The organism is Cryobacterium fucosi (genome assembly GCF_004403515.1).
Lineage (GTDB): Bacteria > Actinomycetota > Actinomycetes > Actinomycetales > Microbacteriaceae > Cryobacterium > Cryobacterium fucosi.
The window spans coordinates 1-26,428 of sequence record NZ_SOHH01000108.1; the positions used below are offsets into that span (position 1 = coordinate 1).

Below are 26,428 nucleotides of genomic sequence, written 5' to 3' on the forward strand. Positions count from 1 at the left end.
GGACAAATGCTCGGCGGCCGCCGCCCCGCCGTGCGCATCATCGTCACCCACAAAGACCTCACCGACGCCGCCACCCACGCCACTGCCGACACCGGTGCCCGCGCCACTGCCGGCACCGGTGCCGGTGCCGGTGCCGGTGCCGGCAGTGCACCCGGTGCACCGGCCAACACGTCCCCCTCAACGCCCACAGCCCTCGTAGCCCCCGACGCACCCGACGCACCCGCGGTCAGCCCGGCCGCAGCCCCTCCCTCCAATCAACCCGCCGAACCCGGCCAGCCCGGCCAGCCCGGCCTACCCGGCGAACCCGGCCAGCCCAGCGAACCCGGCCTACCCGGCCAACCCGGCGAACCCGGCGAACCCGGCCAGCCCGGCCAGCCCGGGACGACCCCGGTCCTGCCGACCGGGCACGGCTACATCGAGGGCAGCCCCGCCCCGATCTCCCTCACCACCATCCAACGACAACTCTGCGACACAGGCTACGTCGGACTCCTCTTCACCAACACCGGGCAACCCCTCGACATCGGACGAGAACAACGCCTCTTCACCCCCGCCCAACGCACCGCCATGGGCACCCGCGACGGCGGCTGCCTCTGGCCCGACTGCGACCGACCCCCCTCCTGGACCGAAGCCCACCACATCAAAACCTGGCTCCTCGAGCACGGCCACACCGACCTCGCCGACGGAATCTGCCTCTGCCACCCCCACCACCTACTACTCCACAACATGGGTTGGACCATCACCCGCCACGACGACAACTACTGGCTCAAACCACCCGCCACCGTCGACCCGGCACAGACCCCCATCCCGCTGCACAGCAAAACCCACCGGCCGAAACGAGCAGACGAGCACGTCGGCGACGAGCAGACCGAGTAGTCCCGGTCTCGACGAGCTCGACCACCGGGGCGGCCCGGTCTCGACGAGCTCGACCACCGGGGCTGCTCGACCACCGGGGCGGCTCGACCATCGGTGATTGAGCTTGCCGAAATCACCCCACGGGTCTCGACGAGCTCGACCACCGGGCGCGGTCTCGACAAGCTCGACCACCGCGGGCGGCCCAGTCTCGACGAGCTCGACCACCGGGGGCGGCCCGGTCTCGACAAGCTCGACCACCGCGGGCGGCCGGGTCTCGACGAGCTCGACCACCGGGCGGGGCTCGACCGACGGGGGTCTGCGAGGCTAGTCGAGGATGAACTGCTTCGGGGTCGCGGCCTCGATGCCGTCCACACTCACGGCCAGGTGGTACGACGCACCGCCGGCCGGAGCCGCCGGCCGGGAATCGGAATCGCAGGTGTCGGGGCTGGAGCGGATCCGGTCCCAGGTGACCGGAGTGGTGGAACTCACCGGCACCTTGGGCTCCAGGGTCACGTCCGCGTCGCTGGGGTCGGTCTGGCAGTCCGTGGACTTCCAATAGACATCCTGGCCGCTGGAGATCGTGAACACCTGCTTCGCAGTGCCCGCGTTGATGACGCAGGACCCCGATCCCGTGTTGGTGATGCTGAGGGAGAGTTGCGGCATTTTGCCGGGCTCATAGGTGTCGGCGTCGGTGGTGGCCTCCACCTGCACCTGTGCGGGGTCACACTTCGTGGGAGTGGCGGCGGGGTCGCCGGCCGCGGTGGCAGGGGCATCCGTCGACGCCGTGGACGCGGGAGCCTTGGGCTTGCCGTCCGGCTGGCCGTTGCCGGTGCCCGGGCGCACGATGATGAGGATGATGATGACAAGCACGAAGAGCAGGCCGAGGCCCACTACGAGACGACGGCGCCAGTACACCTTGCTGGACTGGGGGCCGACCGGATTTTTGATCGTCGACATGGATCAAGGCTAACGAGGTTCCCGCGCACGGCCGGGAACGCCGACCGTGTCGGTCCCGTTTGCCGGGTTCCGTTTGCCAGGCTTCCCCATCGACAGAGGTCGGAACCGGCCCTGGAAGGCGCCGGTTCCGACCTGTGAACGGCAGGTCCTAGTCGTCGTGACCGTCGTGGCCGTGCGTCGGCTTCGGGGTCTTGACCTTTTCAACCCTGATCTCGGACCAGCCGATCACGGCACCCGACGCATCCTGCACGACGATCTCGTGGTTGCCAGGACGGAGGCCGGCCGGAAGCGCCACCGTGACCGTGCCCTGTGCGTCCACGGTGAGCCAGCCGCCCAGGTTGACCGGGGTCGACCGCAGCCAGGCCGAGACGAACTCGGCGGCGTGGGAGGCACCGACCGTGATGGTGACGTCATCCCCGGCGTGGTAGACCCGCTGGTCGGTGACGATCTTGTCCTTCAGCGCCTTGGTCAGAGCGCGGGAGGGCGCTGCCGTGGGAGCGGCTGCGGGCGGCACCGGCAGGTTCACCGCGAACGGGACCCGCACGATCGTGCCGGACTCCTTCGCGGTGAGCTCCAGCACGCTGGCGGCCGGGGCGTCGGCGGGCACCGTGACGGTGACCCTTGCTATGCCCGCGGCATCCACGGATGCCGTGCCGAGGGTGGCGCTGCTGCCCGGCCAGAGCAGCGTCAGTTCGGTGTTCTTCGGCGCGCCGAGCGAGGTCAGGTTGAGGTCGCCGACCGTGAACGTGACGGAGTCGCCTCGGTTGACGGCCGTGGTCGGCGCACCCGTGACGCTAGCCTGGCGAGCGGCGAACGACGGGCTGACCGGGCTCCTGGCGGTGAGGTAGGAGATCCACGCGTCCCGGTCGACGAGACCGGAGTCGCGGGTGCCGGTTCCGTTCTTGAACTCCCGGAAGTTGTCCCCGCCGGTGAGCAGGAAGTTGAACGACCCGACCCGGTACGACTTCGCCGGGTCCACGGCGGCCCCGTTGATCCAGATGCCGGTGATCCGGTCACCCTCGGCGCGGGTGGCGTCGAAGGTGTAGTTCACGTTGTCCGACAACCCCAGCTGCAGGTAGGGCCGGCTCGGCACGTTGCCGGCCGCGTCCCGCTGCCACTGCTGCTCGAGCACCGTCTTGAACTGCGCTCCGGTGAGGCTTGTCGTCCACAGGTTGTTCAGGAACGGCAGCACCGCATTGGCCTCGGCGTAGGTTACGACGCCGTCCGGCGCCTGGGCGAGGTCGGCCCGCATGCCGCCCGGGTTGACGACGCCGATCTCCGCGCCGCCCTTGAGCGGGTCGGCGAGCGACTCCCGCAGCGAGTTGGCGACGAGGGTTCCCATCACCGATGGTGCCGCGCGGTTCTCGGCGCAGGGCGCCGTTCCACCGATGCAGGCGCGGGTCACGTCCGCGGTCACGGAGCCGATCGGCTGGTTGCCGATGACGGCGGCCTGGGCGAGCGCGGCATCCGTGATCGTCTTCACGGTCGCGACCCGCGGGTAGGCGGCGACCAGGGTGGCGTCGGCGGTCGTCGACCGCTTCACGTCCTGGTTCTTCACGGTGGTGGTGACGCCGGATGCCTTGTCGAAGTTCAGCACGACCTGGCCGATGTTCTCGCCGTAGCTGCCGGTCTGCAGCACCGGGCGGGTGACGCCCGCCGCGGCTCCCGGCACCTGAGCGTTCCACGCGTACTGCTTGTGGGTGTGGCCCGTGAAGATCGCGTCGACGCTCGCGGCCGTCTGGGTGACGATCTTCGCGAAGGCGCTGTCGGTGGCGGCGAGTTCCTGCTCGAGCGTTGCCCCCTCGGGCGCGCCGGCCCCGGCACCCTCGTGGTACTCGGCGACGAGCACGTCGGCCTCACCGTTGGCCGGGTTGCCGTCGCTCAGCTGCGCCGAGACCCGGTTCACCGCGGCGACTGGGTCGCCGAAGCTGAGGGTGGAGACCCCGTTCGGCGAGACGAGCGAGGGGGTCTCCTCGGTGACGGCGCCGATCACGCCCACCTTGATTCCGGCGACGTCGACGATCGCGTACTCCGGCAGGGCCGGGGTCTGGGTGCCGGCGAGGTAGACGTTGGCGCCGAGGTAGTCGAAGTCGGCGGCATCCGTGACCCGCCCGGTGAGGTCGGAGAAGCCCTGGTCGAACTCGTGGTTGCCGACCGCGGAGGCCTTCAGCCCGAGGGCGTTCAGCACATCGATGGTGGGCTTGTCCTTCTGCGACGCCGACGCGAAGAGCGAGGCGCCGATGTTGTCTCCGCTGGAGAGGAACAGGGTGGCCGCGTCACCGTACTCGGCGCGGAGCTGCTCGACGGTTCCGGCGAACTTGACGGTGTTCGCGTCGATCCGCCCGTGGAAGTCATTGATGTTGAGCAGATTGATGTTCACGTCGGTGGGACTGGCGAGCTTCAGGCCGACCACCGCGGGGTCGTGGTCGGAGGAACGGTACGGGTCGGCGCGATAGAAGTCGGTGACGTTGTTGTTGTACCGGCTGTACTCGAGTGCGACGGACTCGACCGAGTTGATGTTCCAGACGTCGACGTCGGTGACCGCGGCATCCGCTTCGGCCGAGGCGAACACGTGGTCGAGGGAGCCGACGGCCCCGCCGAAGGCATAGGTGTACTCGCCGCTCTTGGCCTCCTGGCTGCGGTAGCCGGCATCGGTGATGACCTTGATCGGGTCTTCCTTGTCGTAGGCGTTGAAGTCGCCGGTGAGGAAGACCCGTTTGATGCCGGTGTCGGTCCTGAGCGTGTCGGCGAAGCCGACGAGGGCGGTCGCCTGGTTGACGCGGGAGGCGTTCGAGGCACCCTGGCCGTCGCCCATGTCGGCGTCGACGCCGGTTCCGGAGCCCTTGGACTTGAAGTGGTTGACGATGGCGAGGAACGAGCTGCCCGTGTCGCCGACGAGCTGGAACGCCTGGGCGAGCGGCTGGCGGGCGTTCACGAAGGCCGGCGCGTCCAGGATGCTGGAGGCTCCCACGGTCTCGACGACGTCCTTCTTGTAGATGAACGCGGTGCGGATCACGTCCTCGGAGGCAGGCAGGGCTGCCGGTGAGGGCACGAACGCCCAGACCGGGCCGCCGGCGGCGTTGAGCGCGTCGACGAGGGTGGACAGGGCGGCGTCGCGGTTCTGGCCGAACCGGGCCGAGTTCTCGATCTCCTCGAGCGAGACGACGTGCGCGCCGAGCGCGTTGATCGCGGCGACGATCTTGGTCTGCTGCCGCTCGAAGCTGACCTGGGTGGCCGCGCCGCGGGCGTCGCAACCGCTGTTCACGGTGATCGGCGTGCCGGCCCGGTCGGTGTAATAGGTGCAGCCGGTGAGCGAGTCGCCCGTGGTCGGGAAGTAGTTCAGCACGTTGAAGGTGGCCAGGCGGATGTCGCCGCCCACCTCGCGCGGAGCAGCCGTGCGGGTGTTGGCGAAGGTGGCCGGCTGCACGACGGCGGCCGTGGCGGGCACGAGCTCGGCGGTCGGCTGGAACTTCCACGCACTGTTGCGGAAGTCGAGGACGACCGGCTTCGTGAAGGTGACGGCCGCGCCGATGCGCACCGGGGCATCCGTCGACAGGTACGGAACGGGCCTGGCCTTGTTCGCGGCGGACAGGTAGTTGGTGGTGGCACCGTCGTCGAGGGTCACTGCCCTGGCCTTGTTGTCGGCGACGGCGACGGTGTATTCCGCCGTGCCGGGGCGGGCAACGGCGGTCGGCGTGACGAGCGCGGTGGTGCCGGCGGCGAGGCCGATCTCACCGTACTGGTTGGTCGAGTAGTTGTTCGTGACGGTGAAGTCGCCGGCCGGGGCGACGAGCATGCCCTCGAGCGGCTCGCGGGCGGCATCCTCCCGCGGCAGGGCGACGACGGCCGGCTGCGGCGGGACGACGCCGGTCTTGTCGAGCGGGGCGAGATCGGTGAGCGCGGGGACGCTCAACTGGGTCAGGCCGAAGTACTCGCTGACGGCGCCGGTGACGGAGAGGTAGTCGCCGACCGCAACCGAGGTGGTGAGCGAGCCGGTGTAGACGAAAATGCCGTCGGAGGCCAGGTGGGCGGCCGGGTCGATGGCGCCGCCGGTGCCGGGCGTCTGCAGGTAGAAGCCCTTGAAGCCGCCGGCCGGGTAGGAGGCGGTGACCACTCCGGAGGTTGTCACCGTGCTGCCCGCCCTGGGGCTCACCGCGGTCGTGCCCTGGATCTCGCTGATCGGCAGGGTGTCGGCCGGGGTCGGCGTGACGGTGGGCGTGGGGGTCGGGGTGTCAGTCGGGGTCGGGGTCGGCGTCGGGGTCGGCGTCGGGGTCGGCGTCGGCGTCGGCGTCGGCGTCGGCGTCGGCGTCGGCGTCGGCGTCGGGGTGGACGCGGCGTTCATCGGCGTCGGTGCTGCGGCGGTGAAGTCCGCCGCGTTTGCGTCGGTGTCGACCTGGCCGGTGCGGCCGAGCGCGGTGGTGACGGATGCCGCGGGGGCGGCCGCGGTCTCGAAGGTGTTGGAGCTGCCGTAGCCCAGCAGGTCGATGATCCCGGGTGTGCCCACGAGCGAGCCGGTGGCCGGCGTGGTCAGCGCGGTGGCCTGGCCGGCGAGGAAGAGTGTTCCGCCGCCGGCGGCGAAGGAGAAGGTGAGGGAGGCGTCGGGGGTCGGCAGCGGGGCGCCGTTGGCCGCGTTCGAATTGCCCTGCACCAGGTAGTAGCCGTGGGCCGGGATCTGACCGGTCAACGCGAGCACGCCGGTCGGGTTCGCGACACCGGTGGCGGAGCGGTACTGGAGCGAGGTCCCGTCGAGGGTGAGCGGGGCATCCGTGGGGTTGTAGAGCTCGACGAACTTGTTCAGGTAGCTCGCACCCGCGCTGCCGCCGTTGAGGTAGGCCTCGTTGATGACGACTCCGGTGCCGGTGGTGCTGGCCTGCGCCGGGAGGGCGAAGAGCGGAGCGGCGACGAGGCTCAACCCCAGTAGTGCCGCGCCGGCCAGGCGCAGCCTGCTTCGAGGTGCAGATGACATTGTTCTCCCCATTCATCGACCGGAAGCGGTCAAGGCCAAGATAGGGAAGCCTGGCGACCAATGGCAGGCCACAGGGTGAACGGTTCGGGCGGCACCGGCGTGTCGCGCGGATGAGCACGATCGGCCGAAATTACCCCCACATGAGCGGCACTCGAATGGGTATAGTTTGCGCCGCCGCACGCCCCCTCGACGGATGGGCAACGGCTGTCGGCTCAGCCGAACAAGCCGGGTCAGCCGAGCCGCTTGACCATTCGAGTGTTGCCGAGGGTGTTCGGCTTCACCCTGGCAAGGTCGAGGAACTCGGCGACGCCCTCATCGTGCGAGCGGACCAGCTCGGCGTAGACGAGCGGGTCGACGGTCTCCGAGCCCATGTCGGTGAAGCCGTGCCGGCTGAAGAACGGTACCTCGAAGGTGAGGCAGAAGAGCCGGGTCAGGCCGAGCTCGCGGGCATCCGCTTCGAGCCGGTCCATCAGCGCGTGGCCGACTCCGCGACCGAGCTGGTCGGTGGTGACGGCCAGCGTGCGCACCTCGCCGAGATCCTCCCACATCACGTGCAGGGCGCCGCAACCGATCAGGTTGCCGTCGGCGTCTTCGACCACCCGGAATTCCTGGACAGCCTCATAGAAGACCACGCTCTCCTTGCCGAGGAGGATACGCTCCTGCACCAGAGGGTCGACGAGCGCCTGGATCCGCGGCACGTCGCTTGTGCGCGCCCGGCGAACCGAATACTCCTGCATGTGGCGCCTACCGGCCCTTTCTCGTGGCTAACTCAGGAAAACCGTTCCAGTCTACGGAAGTCGCCCCCGGTTTTCCGGGGGCGCGGCGGCGGGCCCGGCCGGATTTCCTGAGTTAGCCCCCGCGTCGCATCCGCACACGCCGGGAACGAGGAAGGGCCCGGCGGATGCTCCGCCGGGCCCCGCGAGGCGCTGCCGCCTGGCTTGCTGCTACTTCGCCGTCACTCGCTGGTCACGGCGAGGTCGGGCGTGCCCGGCCCGGTGCCCAGGGCCGCGGTCGTGTTGACGCCGACCGAGACCGAGGACTTGCGCGCCGTCGTGGTGAAGACGTACTCGCCGGCGACGAAGTCGACGTGCACGTGGTCGCCCGCGTTCAGCTCGCCCTGCAGGATCTTCTCCGACAGGCGGTCCTCCACCTCGCGCTGGATCGCGCGGCGCAGCGGCCGCGCCCCCAGTGCCGGGTCGAAGCCGACCTCGATCAGGTGCTCCTTCACGGCGAGCGTAAGCTCGACGGTCATGTCGCGGTCGAGCAGGCGGTCGCCCAGGCGCTTGATGAACAGGTCCACGATCTGCAGCAGTTCCGGCTTGGTCAGCTGAGGGAAGACGATGACCTCGTCGACGCGGTTGAGGAACTCGGGCTTGAAGTGCTTCTTGAGCTCATCCTTGACCTTCCCGGCCATCCGCTCGTAGCCGGTGGACGTGTCGCCCTCGAGCTGGAACCCGACCGGGGCCCCGCTGATGTCCTTGGTGCCGAGGTTGGTGGTCATGATGATCACGGTGTTCTTGAAGTCGATCACGCGACCCTGGCCATCCGTCAACCGGCCCTCTTCCAGAATCTGGAGGAGCGAGTTGAAGATGTCGGGGTGCGCCTTCTCGATCTCGTCGAACAGCACCACTGAGAACGGCTTGCGGCGCACCTTCTCGGTGAGCTGGCCGCCCTCTTCGAAGCCGACGAAGCCCGGAGGGGCACCGAACAGCCGCGAGACGGTGTGCTTCTCGCCGTACTCGCTCATGTCGAGGGAGATCATGGCGGCCTCATCGTCGAACAGGAACTCGGCGAGCGCCTTGGCCAGCTCGGTCTTGCCGACGCCGGTGGGGCCGGCGAAGATGAACGAACCGGAGGGACGCTTCGGGTCCTTCAGACCTGCGCGGGTGCGGCGGATGGTCTTGGCGAGGGCCGAGATAGCCTCCTCCTGGCCGATGACCCGCTGATGCAGGGCCTTCTCCATGAAGACGAGCCGCGAGGACTCCTCCTCGGTGAGCTTGAACACGGGGATGCCGGTCGCCTGGGCGAGCACCTCGGCGATCAGGCCCTCGTCGACGACGGCGGTGGTCTTCACGTCGCCGGACTTCCACTTCTTCTCGAGGCGGAGACGCTCGCCGAGGAGGTTCTTCTCCTCGTCGCGGAGGCCGGCGGCCTTCTCGAAGTCCTGCTCCTCGATCGCGGTCTCCTTGGCGGCGCGCACCACGGCGATCTTCTCGTCGAATTCGCGCAGCTCGGGAGGGCTCGAGAGGATCGAGAGGCGGAGGCGCGCGCCGGCCTCGTCGATCAGGTCGATGGCCTTGTCCGGAAGGAACCGGTCGGAGACGTAGCGGTCGGCGAGGTTCGCCGCGGCCACGAGGGCCCCGTCGGTGATCGAGACCTTGTGGTGCGCCTCGTACCGGTCGCGCAGTCCCTTGAGGATGTTGATGGTGTGGGGCAGCGACGGCTCGGCCACCTGGATCGGCTGGAATCGGCGCTCGAGCGCGGCATCCTTCTCGAAGTGCTTGCGGTACTCGTCGATCGTGGTCGCACCGATGGTCTGCAGCTCGCCGCGGGCGAGCAGCGGCTTCAGGATGCTCGCCGCATCGATCGCGCCCTCGGCGGCACCTGCGCCGACAAGGGTGTGGATCTCGTCGATGAAGATGATGATGTCGCCGCGGGTGCGGATCTCCTTGGTGACCTTCTTCAGGCGCTCCTCGAAGTCACCGCGGTAGCGGCTGCCCGCGATCAGGGAGCCGAGGTCGAGCGAGTAGAGCTGCTTGTCTTTCAGCGTCTCGGGCACATCGCCCTTGACGATGGCCTGGGCGAGGCCCTCGACGACGGCGGTCTTGCCGACGCCTGGCTCACCGATCAGCACCGGGTTGTTCTTCGATCGTCGGGACAGGATCTGCATGACCCGTTCGATCTCTTTCTCGCGCCCGATCACCGGGTCGAGTTTGTTCTCGCGGGCCGCCTGGGTGAGGTTGCGGCCGAACTGGTCGAGGATCTGGCTGCCCGCCGGACCGCTCGCCGCCTCGTTGGCGCCGACCTGGACCTGCTCCTTGCCCTGGTAACCGGAGAGGAGCTGGATGACCTGCTGGCGCACCCGGTTGAGGTCGGCGCCGAGCTTGACGAGCACCTGGGCGGCAACGCCCTCACCCTCGCGGATGAGGCCGAGCAGGATGTGCTCGGTGCCGATGTAGTTGTGCCCGAGCTGCAGGGCCTCGCGCAGGCTCAGTTCGAGCACCTTCTTGGCGCGCGGCGTGAACGGGATGTGCCCGGTCGGCTGCTGCTGTCCCTGGCCGATGATGTCCTGCACCTGCTCGCGCACGGCGTCGAGGGAAATGCCCAGGCTCTCAAGGGCCTTGGCGGCCACACCCTCGCCCTCGTGGATCAGCCCGAGCAGGATGTGCTCGGTGCCGATGTAGTTGTGGTTGAGCATCTTGGCCTCTTCCTGGGCCAGGACAACGACGCGACGAGCTCGGTCGGTAAATCTCTCAAACATGTGATCGCTCCCTTGGCGCCAGGGGCAGTGGTGGCGCCGATACATCGAGAGTAACGAGGGAAGCCGCAAAACCGCGCCTCTGTTCGCCGCAGGCGTGACGGATGACGCCCGCGGCCTGGCCGCGCCCGGTCGCCGAGTTCCCCCGTTGCGGTCGAGATGGGCCGGCGCAACGGACGGCCTCGACCGGAAAGGGGGTTCTCGGCAGCGAAGCTGCCGCGCGCCCGTGCGGCTCAAGCCCCGCGACTGAGCGTCTGGACGACGGACGACGGCTACTGCACCGCGCTGGTCAACCGGGCGAGGTTGTCGAGCACGGTGGAGCGCAGCGGCTGCTTCATCCACTCCTCGAGGGTGAGCCGGCGGCTGTCGGCGCGGTAGCCGTCTTCGACCGCCCGGAGGTCGCGCACGAACGAGCGGCCGCGCACCATCAGCGACACCTCGAAGTTGAGGCTGAACGAGCGCATGTCCATGTTGCTCGACCCGATCACGGCAACCTCGTCGTCGATGGTGAAGTGCTTGGCGTGCAGCACGTACGGTGCCTTGTACAGGTAGATGATCACGCCGGCCCGCAACAGCTCCTCGTAGTAGGAGCGCTGGGCGTGGTAGACCAGCGCCTGGTCGCCGACCTCGGAGACGAACAGCTCCACGTGCAGCCCCCGCTGGGTGGCCGTGGTGATCGCGTACATGATCGACTCGTCCGGCACGAAGTACGGGCTCGTGATGATGATGCGTTCCTGGGCGTAGTAGAGCAGCGCGAGGAACAGGCGCAGGTTGTTCTCCCCTTCAAATCCGGGGCCGCTCGGCACGACCTGGCAGTCCAGGGAGTGCGGCACGACCTCGGCGTCCACCGGTTCGATGTCCCTGGTGAGCAGGGCGTTGGTTTCGCCGTACCAGTCGGTGATGAAGATCGCGTTGAGCCCGGACACGATCGGGCCCTCGAGCCGGGTCATCAGGTCTTTCCATTTGAGACCGCGACGGATGTTGCTGCGCATGTTGTAGCTGCGGTCGATGATGTTCTGGGAGCCCATGTAGCCGACCTTGCCGTCGACGATGACGAGCTTGCGGTGGTTGCGCAGGTCGGGGCGTTGCCACTTGCCCTTGAGCGGCTGGAGCGGCAAGAGCAGCTCCCACTTCACGCCGGACGCCGTGAGTCGGCGCAGGGTCTCGCGGTAGCCGGGCTTGCGCATCGACTGGATGTGGTCCATCAGCACCCGCACCGTCACACCCCGCTTGACGGCGTTCTCCATGGCGTCGAAGAACGGGGCCGTGGTCTTGTCGAGCGAGAGGATGTAGAACTCGACGTGCACGTACTTGCGGGCAGTGTCGATGTCGGCGACCATCTCGGCCAGGGTGCCCTCGTAGTCGCCGAGCAGCCGGGCCTGGTTGCCGCCGACCAGTGGCATCGAACCGAGGTTGCGGTTGAGTTCGACGACGGAGTCCAGCCACGGCGGCCAGACGTGGTCCCGGCGCACCTGTTCGATGCCCTCGGTGCTGTCGAGGATGAACTGGTTGATCTCCTCCTGCATCTCCAGCCGCTTCTTCGGCAGGGTGCGGTACCCGATCATCAGGAAGAGCAGGGCGCCGAGGTACGGGATGAAGAAGATGGCCAGCAGCCAGGCCATGCCGGAGGTGGGCCGGCGATTGCGCGGGACCACGATGACCGCGACCACGCGGATGGTGAAGTCAACGGCGAGGGCGACCACCAGGATGAAGGTCGAGATGTCGATGCCGAACATGGCGGGTCAGATGACCGGCTTGTCGAGCCCGAGTTTGGCGCGTTCTTCCGCCTCGATTTTGGCGTAGACCTTTCGCTCCGTGCGGTCGGCACGGAGGATCGAGCGTATCACCAGCCAGAAAATCAGCCCGACCATCACGGTGGGCACGAGCGCCCAGAATGCGCTAACCCAGAAGTTGTCCATATCCCTGTCTACGATACGGGAAACCGGAGCCGGGAACGGCCCGGTTCACGAATGCGCGCCGCGGCTCATCACCGAGAACGGCGGGGTCGCGAGCTGGCGAGCCGGGTCACGGCATCCCGCATCACGCCGCAGTTGTCGTCCTGCACCGCGGCGGTCACCCGGCTTGAGCCGCGCTTCGCCGCCCGGGCCCGGCATCCGCTCGTCGCACCCGTCAAATTCGACGGACTTTTTTGCTCCAGCGCCCGAAGATCGCCGTTTCACACCGTATCTCGGGAAAATCTCCGTCGAATTCGCTAGGGCAAGGCGGGACCGAGGCTCGCGGCGGTGACCGCTTCGAGCCAGAGGTCGGCGAGCAGCTCGTGGCCGACGCGGGTCGGGTGCACGCCGTCGAGGGCGATCGCGGCCGCACCGAAGAGGCCGGCACTGCGGGTGAGGCCGGCGTCGGCGGCGACGAGCACGGCGTCGTAGGCGACGGCCAACCGGCGCACCACGTCGATTTTCGGGTCGAGGTCCTCGCGCCAGGCGCGCTGGTCGTCGGTGACCGGCAGGAGGAACGGTTCGACGAGCACGAGCCGGCTCCCCGAGCGCGCGATCGGTTCCAACAGTCGGCGGTAGTCGTTCTCGAAGCTCTCCGCGGTCGTGGTCTCGTTGTCGTCGTAGCGTCGCCAGGTGTCGTTGACGCCGATCAGCACCGACACGATGTCGGCGGCATGGGCCAGCACGTCCCGTTGGCGGCGGGCGGCGAGGTCCACCACGCGGTTGCCGCTGATCCCGGTGTTCACGAACGTGCGCCGTGCCGCCCAACCGGAGCCGGCGATGTTCCGCACGTATCCGGACCCGAGGTGGCCGTCGTGGTCCCCGCGGCGGCCGCAGTCGGTGACGCTGTCCCCGGTGAACAGCACGACGCCCGTCATTTGACGAGGATGCCGTAGACCCCGGAGCCGATCAGGTAGAGCGCGATGCCGCCGACGATGACCCAGAGAATGATCCGGTTCGTCGACGGGCCGGTGTTCTCGGTCCCGGCCGGAGAGGACTCCTCGGCCGCCGTCGCGGCAGCGGCGTCCTCGCCCAGCGGCTTCCCGCTCGCTCGTGCGTCACGCTCGGCGTCATCGCGGGCGGGTTCCTCCGGGGGCTGCAGGCTCATGGGCTTACTTTACCAACGGGAAGAGGATGGTCTCGCGGATGCCGAGGCCGGACAAGGCCATCAGCAGCCGGTCGATGCCCATGCCCATGCCGCCCGTCGGCGGCATGCCGTATTCGAGGGCGCGGAGGAATTCCTCGTCCAGGCGCATGGCCTCCGGGTCGCCGCCGGCCGCGAGCCTGGCCTGCTCCACGAAACGTTCGCGCTGAATCACCGGGTCGACGAGCTCGGAGTACCCCGTGGCGAGTTCGAAACCGCGCACGTAGAGGTCCCACTTCTCGACAACGCCGGAGACGCTGCGGTGGCCGCGCACGAGAGGGCTGGTGTCGACCGGGAAGTCCATCACGAAAGTCGGCCGGGTGAGGCCGCCCTTGACGAAGTGCTCCCACAGTTCCTCCACGTACTTCCCGTGGATCGGGTGGTCGATCTCGAGGCCCTCGGCGTCGGCGAGCACCCGCAGCTCGGCGAGCGGCGTCTCCGGGGAGATCGGGTAGCCGACCGCGGCGGACAGGCTGTCGTACATGCCGATCCGGTCCCAGTCGCCGCCGAGGTCGAACTTCGTGCCGTCGGCCCAGGTGACGACGTGGGAGCCGGAGACGGCGAGCGCGGCATCCTGGATCAGGGTCTGGGTGAGGTCGGCGATCGAATTGTAGTCGCCGTATGCCTCGTAGGCCTCCAGCATGGCGAACTCGGGCGAGTGAGTGGAGTCGGCGCCCTCGTTGCGGAAGTTGCGGTTGATCTCGTAGACCCGGTCGATGCCGCCGACGACGGCGCGCTTGAGGAACAGCTCGGGGGCGATCCGCAGGTAGAGGTCGGTGTCGAAGGCGTTGCTGTGGGTCGTGAACGGCCGGGCGGATGCCCCGCCGTGCATGACCTGCAGCATCGGCGTCTCGATCTCGAGGAAGTTCCGGTCGGTGAACGTCCTGCGCAGGCTGGCGACGGTCTGCGAGCGCGCGATGACGCTGCGCCTGGCCTGTTCGCGGGCGATCAGGTCGAGGTAGCGGCTGCGCACCCGGGTCTCCTCGCTGAGCTCGGTGTGCAGGTTCGGCAACGGCAGCAGGGCCTTGGCCGCGATCTGCCAATCGGCGACCATGATCGACAGCTCGCCGCGGCGGGAGGAGATGACCTCGCCGGAGACGAAGAGGTGGTCGCCGAGGTCGACCAGGTCCTTCCACTCTGCGAGGGACTCCGCGCCCACCTCGCCGAGCGAGACCATGGCCTGGATGCGGCTGCCGTCGCCGGACTGCAGGCTGGCGAAGCAGAGCTTGCCGGTGTTGCGCAGGTGCACGACCCGGCCGGCGAGGCCCGCCGTGACGCCGGTGACGGCATCCGGATCGAGGTCGCCGAACCGGGCCCGCACGGCGGGGATGGTGTCGGTCACCGGAACGGAGACCGGGTACGCGCCGCCGCCGGGGGTCGTCGCCGCACCGATCAGGCGGTCCCGCTTGGCGAGCCGCACGGCCTTCTGCTCGGTGATCTCCGCCAGAGCGGCCTCGGCCTCGGCGAGTTCGGCCGTGCTCGGGCTGCCGGTCGCTCCCGCGGTCGTGGCGGGCTCAGGGGTGTTGTGCGCTCTCATGCGGTTCTCCGTCGGCGGCTGGCAGGCGGGGGGTGCCCTGGCTGTTCCGCGGGTTGATCTGGTGGGAAGAAGATGGTCAGTTCAGGTCGAGGGCTGCGTTGTCGATCAGGCGGGTGCTGCCCACCAGCGCGGCGACCAGCATCCGGGCGGGCCCGTGATGGTCGGCTGCGACCGGAAGGAAGGTCTGCGGGTCCACGACGACGAGATAGTCCAGTTTAACCAGTGGCTGGGCGTCGATGAGTGCACGGGCCGCCTCCTCGGCGGCGGCGGCCCCCCGGCCGGCGACGGATGCCGCGGCCGCCAGCCCCGCCGACAGCGCCCTGGCCGCGGCGCGCTGCTCCTCGACGAGGTTGCGGTTGCGGCTGGAGAGGGCGAGCCCGCCCTCCTCCCGCACGATCGGGACCACCTCGATCACGGGCCGGAAGTCGAGGTCGGCGAGCATCGCCTCGACCAGGAACACCTGCTGCGCGTCCTTCTGGCCGAAGACGACCACGTCGGGGCCGACGATGTTGATCAGTTTGCAGACGACGGTGAGCATGCCGTCGAAGTGCCCGGGCCGGGCGGCACCCTCGTAGAGCGTGCCGACGTTCCCGGCGGTGACCCGGGTGGAACCGGGGCCGTGCGGGTACATGACCTGGCGCGTCGGGGCGAAGACGACGTCCACGCCGACCGTGGCGAGGGCGGCGACGTCCTCGCCGAGGGTGCGCGGGTAGGTGGAGAGGTCCTCGCCGGCGCCGAACTGCAGCGGGTTGACGAAGATCGACACCACCACGATGTCGCCGAGTTCCCTCGCCCGGCGCACCAGGGCCAGGTGGCCGGCGTGCAGGGCGCCCATGGTCGGAACGAGCACCAGGCGCGGCCTGCCGCCGGAATCCCGCTCCCCTGCTTCGGCCAACGTGGCGCGCAGCCCGGCGATGGTGTCGATGACGTCTGGTGTGGTGAGCACGTTCACTCGTCCTCCGTGTGTTGCGGTTGGTTCATTCATCGAAGTCGTCTGCGGCTTCGCGGGTGTCCCGGCCGGGCAGGTCCCCGAGCAGGGACAGGTCGAGCCGGTCTGGGCTGGTGCGGGCGAGGGCGTTCTCCATGGCGGAGCGCACCAGCGGCGCGATCACGGCCCCCGGCCGGTCGATCCCGATCCCGGCGAGCAGACCGGTTGCCTGCTCGACGATCGAGGTCGCGAATGCGGTGGCCGTGTCGACGGCCTCGGCGTAGCGGGAACGGTCCGCCTCGGCCACGATCACCGGTTCGCCGCCCATCTCCACGACGAGCGCCTGCGCGATCGGCAACACCGGGGTCGGCGCCGTCACGGCGAACCAGCTGTCGGCCAGCCGGGCGATGTCGATGCTGGTGCCGGTGAAGCTCATCGCGGGGTGGATCGCCAGCGGGATCGCCCCGCCGGCCTGGGCCGGGGCGAGCACGTTCGTGCCGAACCGGGCGGACGTGTGCAGCACGAGCTGCCCGGCCTGCCAGGTGCCGGCGGCGGCCAGCCCGGCGATGAGGCTTTCCAGCTGGGTGTCCGGCACGGCGATGATCACGAGTTCGCTGCGCTCGACGATCTCGGGAACGGTCAGGATGGGCACGAACGGCAGGATGGCTTCGGCCCGGTCGCGGCTGGCCTGGGAGATCGCGGAGATGCCGACGATCGCGTGGCCGGCCCCGGCCAGGGCCGCGCCGAGGACGGGGCCGACGTGGCCGGCGCCGATGATGCCGATCCCGAGCCGGCCAGGTCGCTGGGTCATTCGGGCGCTCCGTTCGGGAGATTCCAGTGGTGGCTGGTGTCCAGGTGGGCCGACTCGATCGCGCCGGCCGAGACGCGCTCGAAGAGGGTCAGTGCCTCGCCGGCGTCGACCACGCTGAGGGTGGCGGCGACCGGCCCGGCGACGGTGTGCAGGCTGGCCGAGGCGAGGCGGAGCATCCGCAGCACCGGGCCCTGGCTGACCCCCACGCTCTGCAGTCTGGCCAGCGGCACGAGGATCAGCTCACGACTGACGGTGCCGCGGCGGATCAGGGCGATCCCGTCGGAGATCGCGTATCCGGTGCGGCGCCAGGAGAACGGGCGGAGCCAGGCCGCACGCCGGGGCGCGTTGCGGAAACCGTCGTCGCCGCCCTTGGAGCGGAGGCCGCGGGAGATGAGTGCGAGGTGTTCGGCGGAATTGAAGCCGGGCAGGATCAGCTCGAGCACGCGGGCCACGTCGTCCTCCGTGCCGACCGGGAGGGTCGTCGTGTTCGCCTCGCCCGCCGCACCCTTGTTGGTGGAGTGCCCGGCCGTGTTGATGCGCACCTGCCACCAGCCGAACGGGCGCCAGAGCAGGGGCTGCGACACCCGAATCGCGTGGATGCGGCCGGGCGGGAGCGTCTCGTTGCTCGTGGACAACAGGCCGAAGCCCACCCGCACGCCATCGGGGGTGCCGGCGATGCTGTAGCGCAGGGACTTGGTGAACCGTGAGAAGTAATAGCTGACGCTGCCGATCACGCCGGGGAGGATGGCCACGAGAAGCCAGCCGCTGCCGCCGACCCCGATGCTGACGACGAGGGCGATCCCGGCGAGCACGAGGAACACGGTGAAGCCGCTGAAGAAGACGGAGCCGATCAGGCGCCCGTGCGGGATCCGCACCACCGACTCCGGCGGGGCCGCGTCGGGATCGAGCTCCGGCGCGAAGAACTCGTTCGCCCGGTCGACGGCGAACCCGCCGATCCCGCCGGCGATGCCTGCGGCAGCCGCGCCGATCCCGGAGACCCCGCCATCTGCTGTCCCGAATTCAGGTGCGGAGGCCAATTGAGTGCGGAAGTCACCCATTTCTGCCCCGTTTCGGCCCCCGGTTCCTGAATTCGGAACGGCCGTGGTGGTGGCGGCGGCTGCGGATGCTGCGGCGGCGGCTGCGGCAGCGGCCGGCTGGCGGAGGCCGGAGGCGAGGTGCAGGATGTCCCGGCGCAGGGCATCGGCGAGCGCGGAGCCCAGGTAGGCCAGCTGCACGTTCGCGTCCTGGCCGGCGACGCTGACCTCGAGTTTCGCGGCCCCGAACAACCGGGGTACGAAGGGTCGCACGATGTTGACGCCCTGGATCCGGTCGAGCCTGGCCCGCCGGTTGCTGCGGAAGACGAGCCCACTGCGCACCTCGACGACCTCGTCGCCGACCCGGAACGCGTGCAGGCGCCAGGAGAGGTAGAAGCCGAGCAGGATCAGCACGAGCACGACGGCGACGACGAGCAGGACCCAGCCGACCGCACCGCGCCGCATGATCTCGTCGATCGGGTCGCCGCCGTGGCCTGGCACGCCGAAGAAGAAGTCGATCAGCCGTTCACGGAGGTTCGCGATGATGAAACCGAGCACCGCGACGATGAAGATCCCGCCGCGCAGCAGCGGGCTGGCCGGGTGCAGCCGGTGCCACTCCCCGTCGGCGAGGCTGGTCACAGCCCGGCCCGGCGGCTCTCGGCCAACTCGACCAGCCGGTCGCGCAGGCTCTCCGCGTCGGCCCCGGCGAGGCCGGGGATGAGCACGCCGGACGAGGCGGCCGCGGTGACGAATTTCAGGTCGGCCAGGCCGAGCCAGCGGGCGATGGGGCCGCGCGTGATGTCGACCAGCTGCATCCGCCCGTAGGGCACCGACACGAAGCGCTGGAACATGATGCCCCGCCGGAACAGGAGGTCATCCTGCCGGAGCTGGTAGCCCATGGCGCGCACCCGGCGCGGCTCGAAGAGCACGGTGAGCAGGGTGAGCAGCACGATCGCCGCGATGAGGTAGGGCGCCCACTCCAGGCCCACGACGAGCCAGAGCACGACGGCGCCGCCGCAGAGGGCGAGGCCGAACAGCACGGTGCCGACGATCTCCACCAGGACATACCGCGGGGAGACCCGCTTCCAGTCGGTGACGCCCGGCAGGTCCAGCCGGCGTGGCGATTCTGATTCAGGCACGCACTTCTCCCTGCTCGTTCTCATCGTCGTCACCGGGTGGCAGTGTGCAGAAATGTTCGGCGACCAGACCGCCCGTGAGGAGGAGTGCGGCGCCGACCGCCATGCCGATGGCGAGCCATACCGATGTTACCGTCGGCACGACCGAGCGGGTGAGGACGTAGAGCACGATGCCGAGGCCGCCGCCGAGGATCAGTGCCCCGCTGAACGCGGATGCCTTCGCGAGCACCGCCACCCGGATGGCCATGAACGGGTCGACGCGGCGGCCGGGTTTGCCGTGCGTGGCCTGCCTGATCGGCCAGGCCAGCGCGACGACGGCCACGCCGATGACGACGAGGGCGATCGGGAGGGTGATCGGGAGGATGACGATCGGGGATCCGGTCGCGGCAGCGGTCACTTCGACCAGGAACCCGACCACGAGGCCGACCAGGACGAGGAGGACGACGGTTCCCGGCTGGGTGCGCTTCATCGGGATCCGCCGATTTCCCGGTAGGGCGTCACGGAGCGCGGGAGGCCGGCGAGCAGGTCGCGCACGGGGCCGCGGCCGGGGATGACCGCCGCCGGGTCGAGTTCCAGCCACGGTGCGAGCACGAAGTCGCGTTCGTGGGCGAGCGGATGCGGGATGGTCAGCCGGTCGTCGGACATCTCCAGGGTGCCGAAGACGATGATGTCGATGTCGAGGGTGCGGTCGCCCCATCGTTCGGCGCGCACCCGGCCGAGGCCCGCTTCGATGTCGTTCACGGCGTCGAGCAGGGCGTGCGGGGTGCCGGTATAGCGCCCGGCGGCCACCGAGTTGAGGTAGCGGGGGGCGGTCTCGTCGAGGCCGGACGGTTTCACGGCGGCGGACTCGAAGGCCGGGGACACTCCGGTCAGGTCGAAGCCGGGCAGGTCGGCGAGGGCCCGCACGGCCGCGGCCAGGGTCCTGGTGCGGTCGCCGAGGTTGCTGCCGAGTGCGAGCACGACCGGCTCGGCGGGGCCGGCGGCGGCGCCCGGCTCGGCGGGGCCGGCGGCGGATGCCGGGTTCACGCCCGGGACCGGGTGATCTGCACGGCCACGTCGGTGAACGGCACGGCGATCGGGGCCTGCGGTTTGTGCACGGTGACCTGCACCCGTTCGGCCGCCTCGTGGGCGAGCACCACGGCGGCGATGCGTTCGGCGACGGTCTCGATCAGGTCCACCGGGTTGGCCCTGGCGGCATCCGTCACCTCGACCGCGAGCTCGCCGTAGTGGATGGTGCCGGCCACGTCGTCGGAGCGTGCCGCGCCCCGCAGGTCGAGCCACACCGTGACGTCGATGACGAAGTCCTGGCCGTTCTCGCGCTCGAAGTCGTAGACGCCGTGGTGCGCGGTGACCCGCAGCCCGGTGAGGGTGATGGAGTCGCTTGTCATGGTTCCATTCTGGCGGAGTCCACCAGTGCGAGCACATTCAGCGCCGTGCGGGTCGCCGCGACATCGTGAACGCGCACCGCCCACGCCCCGGCCTGGGCGGCTAGCACACTGAGGACCGCGGTCGGCAGGTCTCGTGCCTCGATGCCGGCATCCGCGGCAAGCACCCCGGCGAGGAATCGCTTGCGGGAGGCTCCGACCATGACCGGCAGCCCGAGGGTGTCGAACGCGTCCAGGTTCGCGAGCAGCTGCCAGTTGTGCGCGGGGAGCTTCGCGAAGCCCAGTCCGGGGTCGAGCACGATCTTGTCGCGCCGCACGCCCGCGTTGGTGAGGGCGTCGACTCGCCACGAGAGCTCGGCGAGAACCTCGGCGACGACGTCGCCGTAGGCCGCCAGGGAGTCCATCTTCTGCGCGTGCCCGCGCCAGTGCATGGCGACGTAGGTGAGCCCGGTGTCGGCTGCGACGGAGGCCATCCGCGGGTCGGCGAGACCACCGGAGACGTCGTTGATGATGGCGGCGCCGGCCGCGGCGGCGGCCTCGGCGGTTCCCGAGTTGAGGGTGTCGACGCTGACCACCACGCCCTGCCGAGCCAGTTCGGTGATCACCGGGATGATCCGGGATTGCTCATCGGCGGGCGTGACTCGCACCGCGCCGGGCCGGGTGGACTCACCGCCAACGTCGATCAGGTCGGCGCCCTCGGAGTGCAGGGCGAGGCCGTGGCTGATCGCGGCATCCGTCGTGGCCCACTTGCCGCCGTCGCTGAACGAGTCGGGGGTGACGTTGAGCACCCCCATCACCTGCGTCGACGCGGTCACTGCCCGGCGCCGATCAGACCGGAGCCAGGCAGACCGGAACAGGTCAGACCAGAACCGATCAGGGCCATGATCTCCGCGCGGTGCACCGGGTCGGAAAGTTCGCCGCGGCTGGCCATGGTCACGGTCGAACTGTCGGCCTGGCGGGGACCGCGGGTGGTCACGCAACCGTGCACGGCGTCGAGCACGACGAGGATGCCGCGCGGGGCCAGGCCGGCCTGCAGCGCCTCGGCGATCTCCTCGGTCAGTCGCTCCTGCACCTGCGGGCGCGCGGCGAGGGTGTCGACCACGGCGGGCAGCCGGCCAAGGCCGACCACCCGGTCGCCCGGCAGGTAGGCCAGGTGGGCACGTCCGACGAACGGCAGCAGGTGGTGCTCGCACACGGAGCGGAAGGCGAGGTCGCGCACGAGCACGAGCTCACCGGTGGCCGGACCGACCGGGATCGTGTCGCGCAGGTGGTCGAGCGGGTCGACGCCGAGCCCGGCGAAGTACTCGCTGTAGGACTCGGCGACCCGCCGCGGGGTCGACTCGAGGCCGGGCCGGGAGACGTCCTCGCCGATCGCGGCGAGAAGTTCGAGGACCGCGGCCTCGATCCGGGCCCTGTCGACTGCCACCCGGCGCCTACGCGGTGGCGGGACGCGGGGTGCGGGCGGGCGCGCGCTTCGGCTTGATCGGGGCGGTGTCGCCGCTGGAGACCCCGCCGTCGACGACGCCCTCGTCGATCGGCGCCCTGGGCAGTGGCATCTCGATCGGCGGCAGGTCGGAGACCGGACGGGTGGTGCTGGAGAGCCACTGCGGCCGCGGCGGGAGCTTCTCCACATCCGCGAAGATCGGCGCGAGTTCGGCCTGGCTGAGCGTCTCGTGCTCGAGCAGCGCGGCGGCGAGCCGGTCGAGGATCGCCCGGTTGCGCCCGAGCACCTCGTAGGCCTCGTCGTGCGCTGCCTCGAGAAGCTCGCGCACCTCCTTGTCGACGCTCTCGGCCATCCGCTCCGAGTAGTCGCGCTGGTGGCCCATGTCACGGCCGAGGAAGACCTCGCCGGAGGACTGGCCCAGCTTGAGCGGGCCGACGGCCGCGCTCATGCCGAACTCGGTGACCATCTTGCGGGCCGTGGCGGTGGCCTTCTCGATGTCGTTGGAGGCCCCGGTGGTCGGGTCGTGGAAGATCATCTCTTCGGCGACGCGGCCGCCCATCGCATAGGCGAGCTGGTCGAGGAGTTCGTTGCGGGAGACGGAGTAGCGGTCTTCGAGCGGCATGACCATGGTGTAGCCGAGGGCCCGGCCGCGCGGGAGGATGGTGATCTTGGTCACCGGGTCGGTGTTGTTCATCGCCGTGGCGACGAGGGCGTGCCCGCCCTCGTGGTAGGCCGTGATCAGCTTTTCCTTGTCGCGCATGATGCGGGTGCGGCGCTGCGGGCCGGCCATCACCCGGTCGACGGCCTCGTCGAGGGCACGGTTGTCGATCAGTTGCGCGTTGGAGCGCGCCGTGAGCAGCGCGGCCTCGTTGAGGACGTTGGCCAGGTCGGCGCCGGTGAAGCCGGGGGTCTTGCGGGCGAGGACCTCGAGGTCGACACCCTTCGCCATCGGCTTGCCCTTGGCGTGCACCTCGAGGATGCGCTTGCGGCCGAGCATGTCGGGGGCGTCGACGCCGATCTGGCGGTCGAAGCGGCCGGGGCGCAGCAGGGCAGGGTCGAGGATGTCCGGACGGTTCGTCGCGGCGATCAGGATGACGTTGGCCTTGACGTCGAAGCCGTCCATCTCCACCAGGAGCTGGTTGAGGGTCTGCTCGCGTTCGTCGTGCCCGCCGCCCATGCCTGCGCCACGGTGGCGGCCGACGGCGTCGATCTCATCGATGAAGATGATCGCCGGGGCGTTCTCCTTCGCCTGCTGGAACAGGTCGCGCACGCGGCTCGCGCCGACGCCGACGAACATCTCGACGAAGTCGGAGCCGGAGATGGAGTAGAACGGTACGCCGGCCTCTCCGGCCACGGCGCGGGCGAGCAGGGTCTTGCCGGTACCGGGAGGGCCGTAGAGCAGCACACCCTTGGGGATGCGCGCGCCGACGGCCTGGAACTTCGCGGGTTCCTTGAGGAAGTCCTTGATCTCCTCGAGTTCCTCGATCGCCTCATCGGCTCCCGCGACATCCGCGAAGGTGACCTGCGGGCTCTCCTTGGAGACCAGCTTGGCCTTCGACTTGCCGAACTGCATGACCTTGTTGCCGCCGCCCTGCATGCCGGAGAGCATCAGCCAGAAGAAGACACCGATCAGGAGCAGCGGGAGCAGGATGCTCAGCAGCGAGAGGAACCAGCTCGACTGAGGCACCTCGTCTGTGAAGCCGTCCTTCAGGTTCGCGTTGGTGACCGCGTCGACGACCTCCGCGCCACGCGGGGCGACGTAGTAGAACTGCACCTGGTTGCCGAGTTCTTTGTCGGCCGTGGTGAGGGTGAGGTCGACCCGCTGGTCACCGTCGACGATCTTGGCCTCGGAGACCCTCCCGTCCTTCAGGAACTCGAGTCCCTGCTGGGTGGGGATCTCCCGGAACCCCGACATGGTGATGAGACTCGACCCTACCCACACGGCGACAATCGCCAGGATGATGTAGAGGAGCGGCCCGCGCAGTAGTTTCTTGACGTTCATGGTGGTCACAGGCTATCGTGCCGCCACTGGGTGGTCGCCGTGTGTTCGCCCTGAGCGCGATCGTTACGCGTAGATGTGCGGCGCGAGCACGCCGACCGAGCGGAGGTTGCGGTACTTCTCGTCGTAATCGAGGCCGTAGCCCACGACGAACTGGTTCGGGATGTCGAAGCCGAGGTACTTCACGTCGATCTCGACCCGGGCGGCATCCGGCTTGCGGAGCAGCGCGCAGATCTCCACGGATTCGGGTTCGCGTGACTTGAGGTTGGCGAGCAGCCAGGACAGGGTCAGGCCGGAGTCGATGATGTCTTCGACGATGAGCACATTGCGACCGTGCAAGTCGGTGTCGAGGTCCTTCAGGATTCGCACGACACCGCTGGACTGCGTGCCGGAGCCGTAGGAGCTCACCGCCATCCAGTCCATCGCGATCGGGTGCTTGAGTTCGCGGGCCAGGTCGGCCATCACCATCACGGCGCCCTTGAGCACGCCGACGAGCAACAGATCCTTGCCGGCGTAGTCCGCCTCGATCCGGCGGCACAGCTCGGCCAGCCTGCCGCGGATGGCATCTTCCTCGATCAGAATCTCGGTGAGGTCGCCGTCAATGTCGCGTGGTTCCATGGGAGCGAGAGGGTCCTTTGCTCGGTTCGGGTCCAGGCCCGGAGAAGATCAACCATCCGTCCTGCCGTACAACTCTAACGCCTGGCAGGTCGAGCGACTTCTGCCCGTGCCAGTCGGTGACCAGACGGGCGACGGCCAGAGTGTGCACCCGGCCCAGGGAGACCCCGAACTCGCGTTCGGCGAAGAAACGGATGCTCCGCTGCCGCAGCGCGGGCGGGCTCGCCGCGAGCACGGCCACGCTGACCCTCAGCGTCTCGTCGCCCGCCGGCTCGCCGAGCTCGTCGCTGATCCCGCGGGCGAGGGCGTCGAGGGCTGCGGAATCCTCCCGCAGCTGCTCGGCGGTGCGGGCGAGCGCCTCGGCGACGCCCGGGCCGAGCTCACTCTCGAGCAGCGGCAACACGGTCTCCCGCACCCGCACCCGGGTGAAACGCGGCTCCAGGTTGTGCGGATCCTGCCACGGCGCCAGGCCGGCATCCACGCAGAATTGGCGGGTCACACTGCGGCGCAGGCCGAGCAGCGGGCGCAGGTAGGGCCCGCTCGCGGGCGCCATGCCCTGCAGGCTGGTCGGTCCCGATCCCCTGGCGAGGCCGAGCAGCACCGTCTCCGCCTGATCGTCGAGGGTGTGGCCGAGGAGGATGTGGCTCGCGCCGGTCTCGGCCAGGGCCGTGCCGAAGGCGGTGTACCGGGCCGTGCGCGCGGCCGCCTCCGGACCATCGCCGCCCACACCATGGTCGACCGTCACCTGCAGCACGAGCACCGGGGCAAGCCCGAGGTCGCCGGCCTGCCTTGCCGCCGTGGCCGCGACACCCGCCGACCCGGCCTGCAGGGCGTGGTCGACGATGACGGCTCCGGCCCGGACACCGGCCCGGCCCGCCTCGAACGCGCAGCCGGCGGCGAGGGCGAGGGAGTCGGCTCCCCCGCTCAGCCCGACCAGCACGAGCCCGCGGGCCGGGAGGGCGTCGCGCACCATCCGGCGCACATCATTGATGGCCGGGGTTAGTCTCGGGCGGGATGGTGACTGCATCCAGTAACGTTAGCCGCAGACTTTGATCAAGGGAGAAACCAGGCCATGGCCGAATACGACGCAGTGATTGAAATCCCTCGCGGGAGCCGCAACAAGTACGAGGTCGACCACGAGACCGGGCGGGTGTACCTCGACCGGGTGCTCTACACGAGCTTCGTCTACCCGACCGACTACGGCTTCTTCGAGAACACGCTCGGCCTCGACGGCGACCCCGTCGACGTACTCGTGCTGCTCGACTTCCCGCTCTTCCCGGGCGTGGGCGTGTCCGTTCGCCCGGTCGGCGTCTTCAACATGACCGATGACGCCGGCTCCGACGCGAAGGTCATCGCCGTTCCGGCCGGCGACCCGCGCTGGGACTACATCCAGGACGTCACCGACATCCCCGAGTACACCCGCAAGGAGATCGAGCACTTCTTCGAGCACTACAAGGACCTCGAGCCGAACAAGTGGGTCAAGACCGAGGGCTGGGGCGACGCGGCCGAGGCCGACCAGATCGTTGTCGACGGTATCGCGAAGCTGGCCGCCGAAGGCCACTAGCCTTCCGTCCAACTGGGCCGGCGTCTTCGCCGAACGCCCCGGTGCTCGAGCGCCCCGGTGGTCGAGCTTGTCGAGACCCCGCCACCCGCTACCGGGTCCCGACAGGCTCGTCCACCGGTCGCCCCGGTCACCCGGTGGGGCGGCCCACGTAGGGGGCGACGTCGCCGGGCGACCAGATGCTGCGGATGCGCACGGGCTTGCCGTAGTCGGCGGCCTCAATGATTTGTCCACCGCCGGCATAGATCGCGTTGTGGTAAAAGTCCCCGCCGCCGCTGGTCCAGAAGACCAGATCGCCGCGCTGCACCTCCGAGAACGGGACAAGCCGTCCCTGACTGGCCATCGTGCGGTACTGGTTGGTCGCCGAATGGGATCCGATGTACACGCCGGCCGCGGCGTAGGCCGCCTTGGTCAGCCCGGAGCAGTCCCAGACGTCGGGGCCGTAGCCGCCGAGGCCGTAGCGGTCGCCGAGCTGGGCGCTGGCGAAGGCAATGGCCACGTCCACGGCGTTGCGATTGGGGGCAGGGGCCGGCGCAGGGGCCGGCGCAGGGGCCGGTGCCGGTGCCGGGGCAGGGGCCGGAGCCGGGGCAGGGGCATTGCCGCCGGATGCCGGCGCGTTGCCTCGG

Annotated in this window: 24 protein-coding genes; 2 read left to right on the forward strand and 22 right to left on the reverse strand. The window is 69.6% G+C overall.

Annotated features, from left to right (window positions below):
• Positions 1–873 (forward strand): collagen-like triple helix repeat-containing protein (locus E3T48_RS17505; RefSeq protein ID WP_277613519.1); only part of this gene is annotated, 873 nt, incomplete at its 5' end.
• A gap of 303 nt (positions 874–1,176) precedes the next feature.
• Here the strand turns inward: E3T48_RS17505 and E3T48_RS15220 are convergent.
• The 21 genes from E3T48_RS15220 to tilS all read right to left on the reverse strand — a co-directional run bounded on the left by E3T48_RS15220 (position 1,177) and on the right by tilS (position 25,268).
• Positions 1,177–1,809 (reverse strand): hypothetical protein, encoded by a 633-nt coding sequence (locus E3T48_RS15220; RefSeq protein ID WP_134524878.1) that lies wholly within the window; start codon positions 1,807–1,809, stop codon positions 1,177–1,179.
• Between the two features lie 148 nt (positions 1,810–1,957).
• Positions 1,958–6,775, reverse strand: coding sequence for an ExeM/NucH family extracellular endonuclease (locus E3T48_RS15225; RefSeq protein ID WP_166789764.1), 4,818 nt, complete (start codon positions 6,773–6,775; stop codon positions 1,958–1,960).
• A gap of 230 nt (positions 6,776–7,005) precedes the next feature.
• Positions 7,006–7,512: an amino-acid N-acetyltransferase gene (locus E3T48_RS15230; protein WP_134524880.1), complete on the reverse strand. Its 507-nt coding sequence runs from the start codon at positions 7,510–7,512 to the stop codon at positions 7,006–7,008.
• Positions 7,513–7,730: 218 nt separating this feature from the next.
• Positions 7,731–10,256 (reverse strand): ATP-dependent Clp protease ATP-binding subunit, encoded by a 2,526-nt coding sequence (locus E3T48_RS15235; RefSeq protein ID WP_134524881.1) that lies wholly within the window; start codon positions 10,254–10,256, stop codon positions 7,731–7,733.
• A gap of 269 nt (positions 10,257–10,525) precedes the next feature.
• The gene (gene cls / locus E3T48_RS15240; RefSeq protein WP_134524882.1) at positions 10,526–11,989 is read right to left on the reverse strand and encodes a cardiolipin synthase; all 1,464 of its coding nucleotides are present in this window, start codon (positions 11,987–11,989) and stop codon (positions 10,526–10,528) included.
• A 6-nt stretch (positions 11,990–11,995) separates the two neighbouring features.
• Complete coding sequence (locus tag E3T48_RS16880; protein ID WP_166789765.1) at positions 11,996–12,172, reverse strand: hypothetical protein; 177 nt, start codon at positions 12,170–12,172, stop codon at positions 11,996–11,998.
• Positions 12,173–12,465: 293 nt separating this feature from the next.
• On the reverse strand, positions 12,466–13,086 hold the full coding sequence (locus E3T48_RS15245) for an SGNH/GDSL hydrolase family protein (protein WP_134524883.1): 621 nt from the start codon (positions 13,084–13,086) through the stop codon (positions 12,466–12,468).
• The gene (locus E3T48_RS15250) at positions 13,083–13,316 is read right to left on the reverse strand and encodes a hypothetical protein (RefSeq protein ID WP_134524884.1); all 234 of its coding nucleotides are present in this window, start codon (positions 13,314–13,316) and stop codon (positions 13,083–13,085) included. The genes E3T48_RS15245 and E3T48_RS15250 overlap by 4 nt, the downstream gene beginning before the upstream one ends.
• Positions 13,317–13,320: 4 nt before the next feature.
• Complete coding sequence (gene lysS, locus E3T48_RS15255) at positions 13,321–14,889, reverse strand: lysine--tRNA ligase (RefSeq protein ID WP_134524885.1); 1,569 nt, start codon at positions 14,887–14,889, stop codon at positions 13,321–13,323.
• A 76-nt stretch (positions 14,890–14,965) separates the two neighbouring features.
• The gene (gene panC / locus E3T48_RS15260) at positions 14,966–15,874 is read right to left on the reverse strand and encodes a pantoate--beta-alanine ligase (RefSeq protein ID WP_134524886.1); all 909 of its coding nucleotides are present in this window, start codon (positions 15,872–15,874) and stop codon (positions 14,966–14,968) included.
• On the reverse strand, positions 15,867–16,628 hold the full coding sequence (locus E3T48_RS15265) for a Rossmann-like and DUF2520 domain-containing protein (protein ID WP_134524887.1): 762 nt from the start codon (positions 16,626–16,628) through the stop codon (positions 15,867–15,869). The genes panC and E3T48_RS15265 overlap by 8 nt, the downstream gene beginning before the upstream one ends.
• A complete protein-coding gene (locus E3T48_RS15270) occupies positions 16,625–18,301 on the reverse strand; it encodes a PH domain-containing protein (RefSeq protein ID WP_134524888.1) in 1,677 nt (558 codons plus the stop codon). The genes E3T48_RS15265 and E3T48_RS15270 overlap by 4 nt, the downstream gene beginning before the upstream one ends.
• Complete coding sequence (locus tag E3T48_RS15275; RefSeq protein ID WP_241986859.1) at positions 18,298–18,801, reverse strand: PH domain-containing protein; 504 nt, start codon at positions 18,799–18,801, stop codon at positions 18,298–18,300. Before E3T48_RS15275 ends, E3T48_RS15270 begins: the two co-directional genes overlap by 4 nt.
• Complete coding sequence (locus E3T48_RS15280) at positions 18,794–19,267, reverse strand: DUF3180 domain-containing protein (RefSeq protein WP_134524889.1); 474 nt, start codon at positions 19,265–19,267, stop codon at positions 18,794–18,796. The genes E3T48_RS15275 and E3T48_RS15280 overlap by 8 nt, the downstream gene beginning before the upstream one ends.
• Complete coding sequence (gene folK, locus E3T48_RS15285; protein WP_134524890.1) at positions 19,264–19,824, reverse strand: 2-amino-4-hydroxy-6-hydroxymethyldihydropteridine diphosphokinase; 561 nt, start codon at positions 19,822–19,824, stop codon at positions 19,264–19,266. The genes E3T48_RS15280 and folK overlap by 4 nt, the downstream gene beginning before the upstream one ends.
• Positions 19,821–20,186: a dihydroneopterin aldolase gene (gene folB, locus E3T48_RS15290; protein ID WP_134524891.1), complete on the reverse strand. Its 366-nt coding sequence runs from the start codon at positions 20,184–20,186 to the stop codon at positions 19,821–19,823. Before folB ends, folK begins: the two co-directional genes overlap by 4 nt.
• Positions 20,183–20,977, reverse strand: coding sequence for a dihydropteroate synthase (gene folP / locus E3T48_RS15295; RefSeq protein ID WP_134524898.1), 795 nt, complete (start codon positions 20,975–20,977; stop codon positions 20,183–20,185). Before folP ends, folB begins: the two co-directional genes overlap by 4 nt.
• Positions 20,978–20,994: 17 nt before the next feature.
• Positions 20,995–21,609, reverse strand: coding sequence for a GTP cyclohydrolase I (gene folE / locus E3T48_RS15300; protein WP_134524892.1), 615 nt, complete (start codon positions 21,607–21,609; stop codon positions 20,995–20,997).
• A 7-nt stretch (positions 21,610–21,616) separates the two neighbouring features.
• On the reverse strand, positions 21,617–23,629 hold the full coding sequence (ftsH, locus tag E3T48_RS15305) for an ATP-dependent zinc metalloprotease FtsH (RefSeq protein WP_134524893.1): 2,013 nt from the start codon (positions 23,627–23,629) through the stop codon (positions 21,617–21,619).
• Between the two features lie 63 nt (positions 23,630–23,692).
• Positions 23,693–24,244, reverse strand: a complete 552-nt coding sequence (hpt, locus tag E3T48_RS15310) for a hypoxanthine phosphoribosyltransferase (RefSeq protein ID WP_134524894.1) — start codon at positions 24,242–24,244, stop codon at positions 23,693–23,695.
• Positions 24,225–25,268: a tRNA lysidine(34) synthetase TilS gene (gene tilS / locus E3T48_RS15315; RefSeq protein ID WP_134524895.1), complete on the reverse strand. Its 1,044-nt coding sequence runs from the start codon at positions 25,266–25,268 to the stop codon at positions 24,225–24,227. Before tilS ends, hpt begins: the two co-directional genes overlap by 20 nt.
• A 45-nt stretch (positions 25,269–25,313) precedes the next feature.
• Here tilS and ppa point away from each other — a divergent pair, with 45 nt between their 5' ends.
• Entirely contained in the window at positions 25,314–25,805 is a 492-nt protein-coding gene (gene ppa / locus E3T48_RS15320) for an inorganic diphosphatase (protein ID WP_134524896.1), read from the forward strand.
• A 127-nt stretch (positions 25,806–25,932) separates the two neighbouring features.
• On the opposite strand, the gene E3T48_RS15325 is transcribed toward ppa, so the two are convergent.
• On the reverse strand, positions 25,933–26,428 hold a 496-nt coding region (locus E3T48_RS15325), incomplete at its 5' end, for a C40 family peptidase (RefSeq protein ID WP_166789766.1).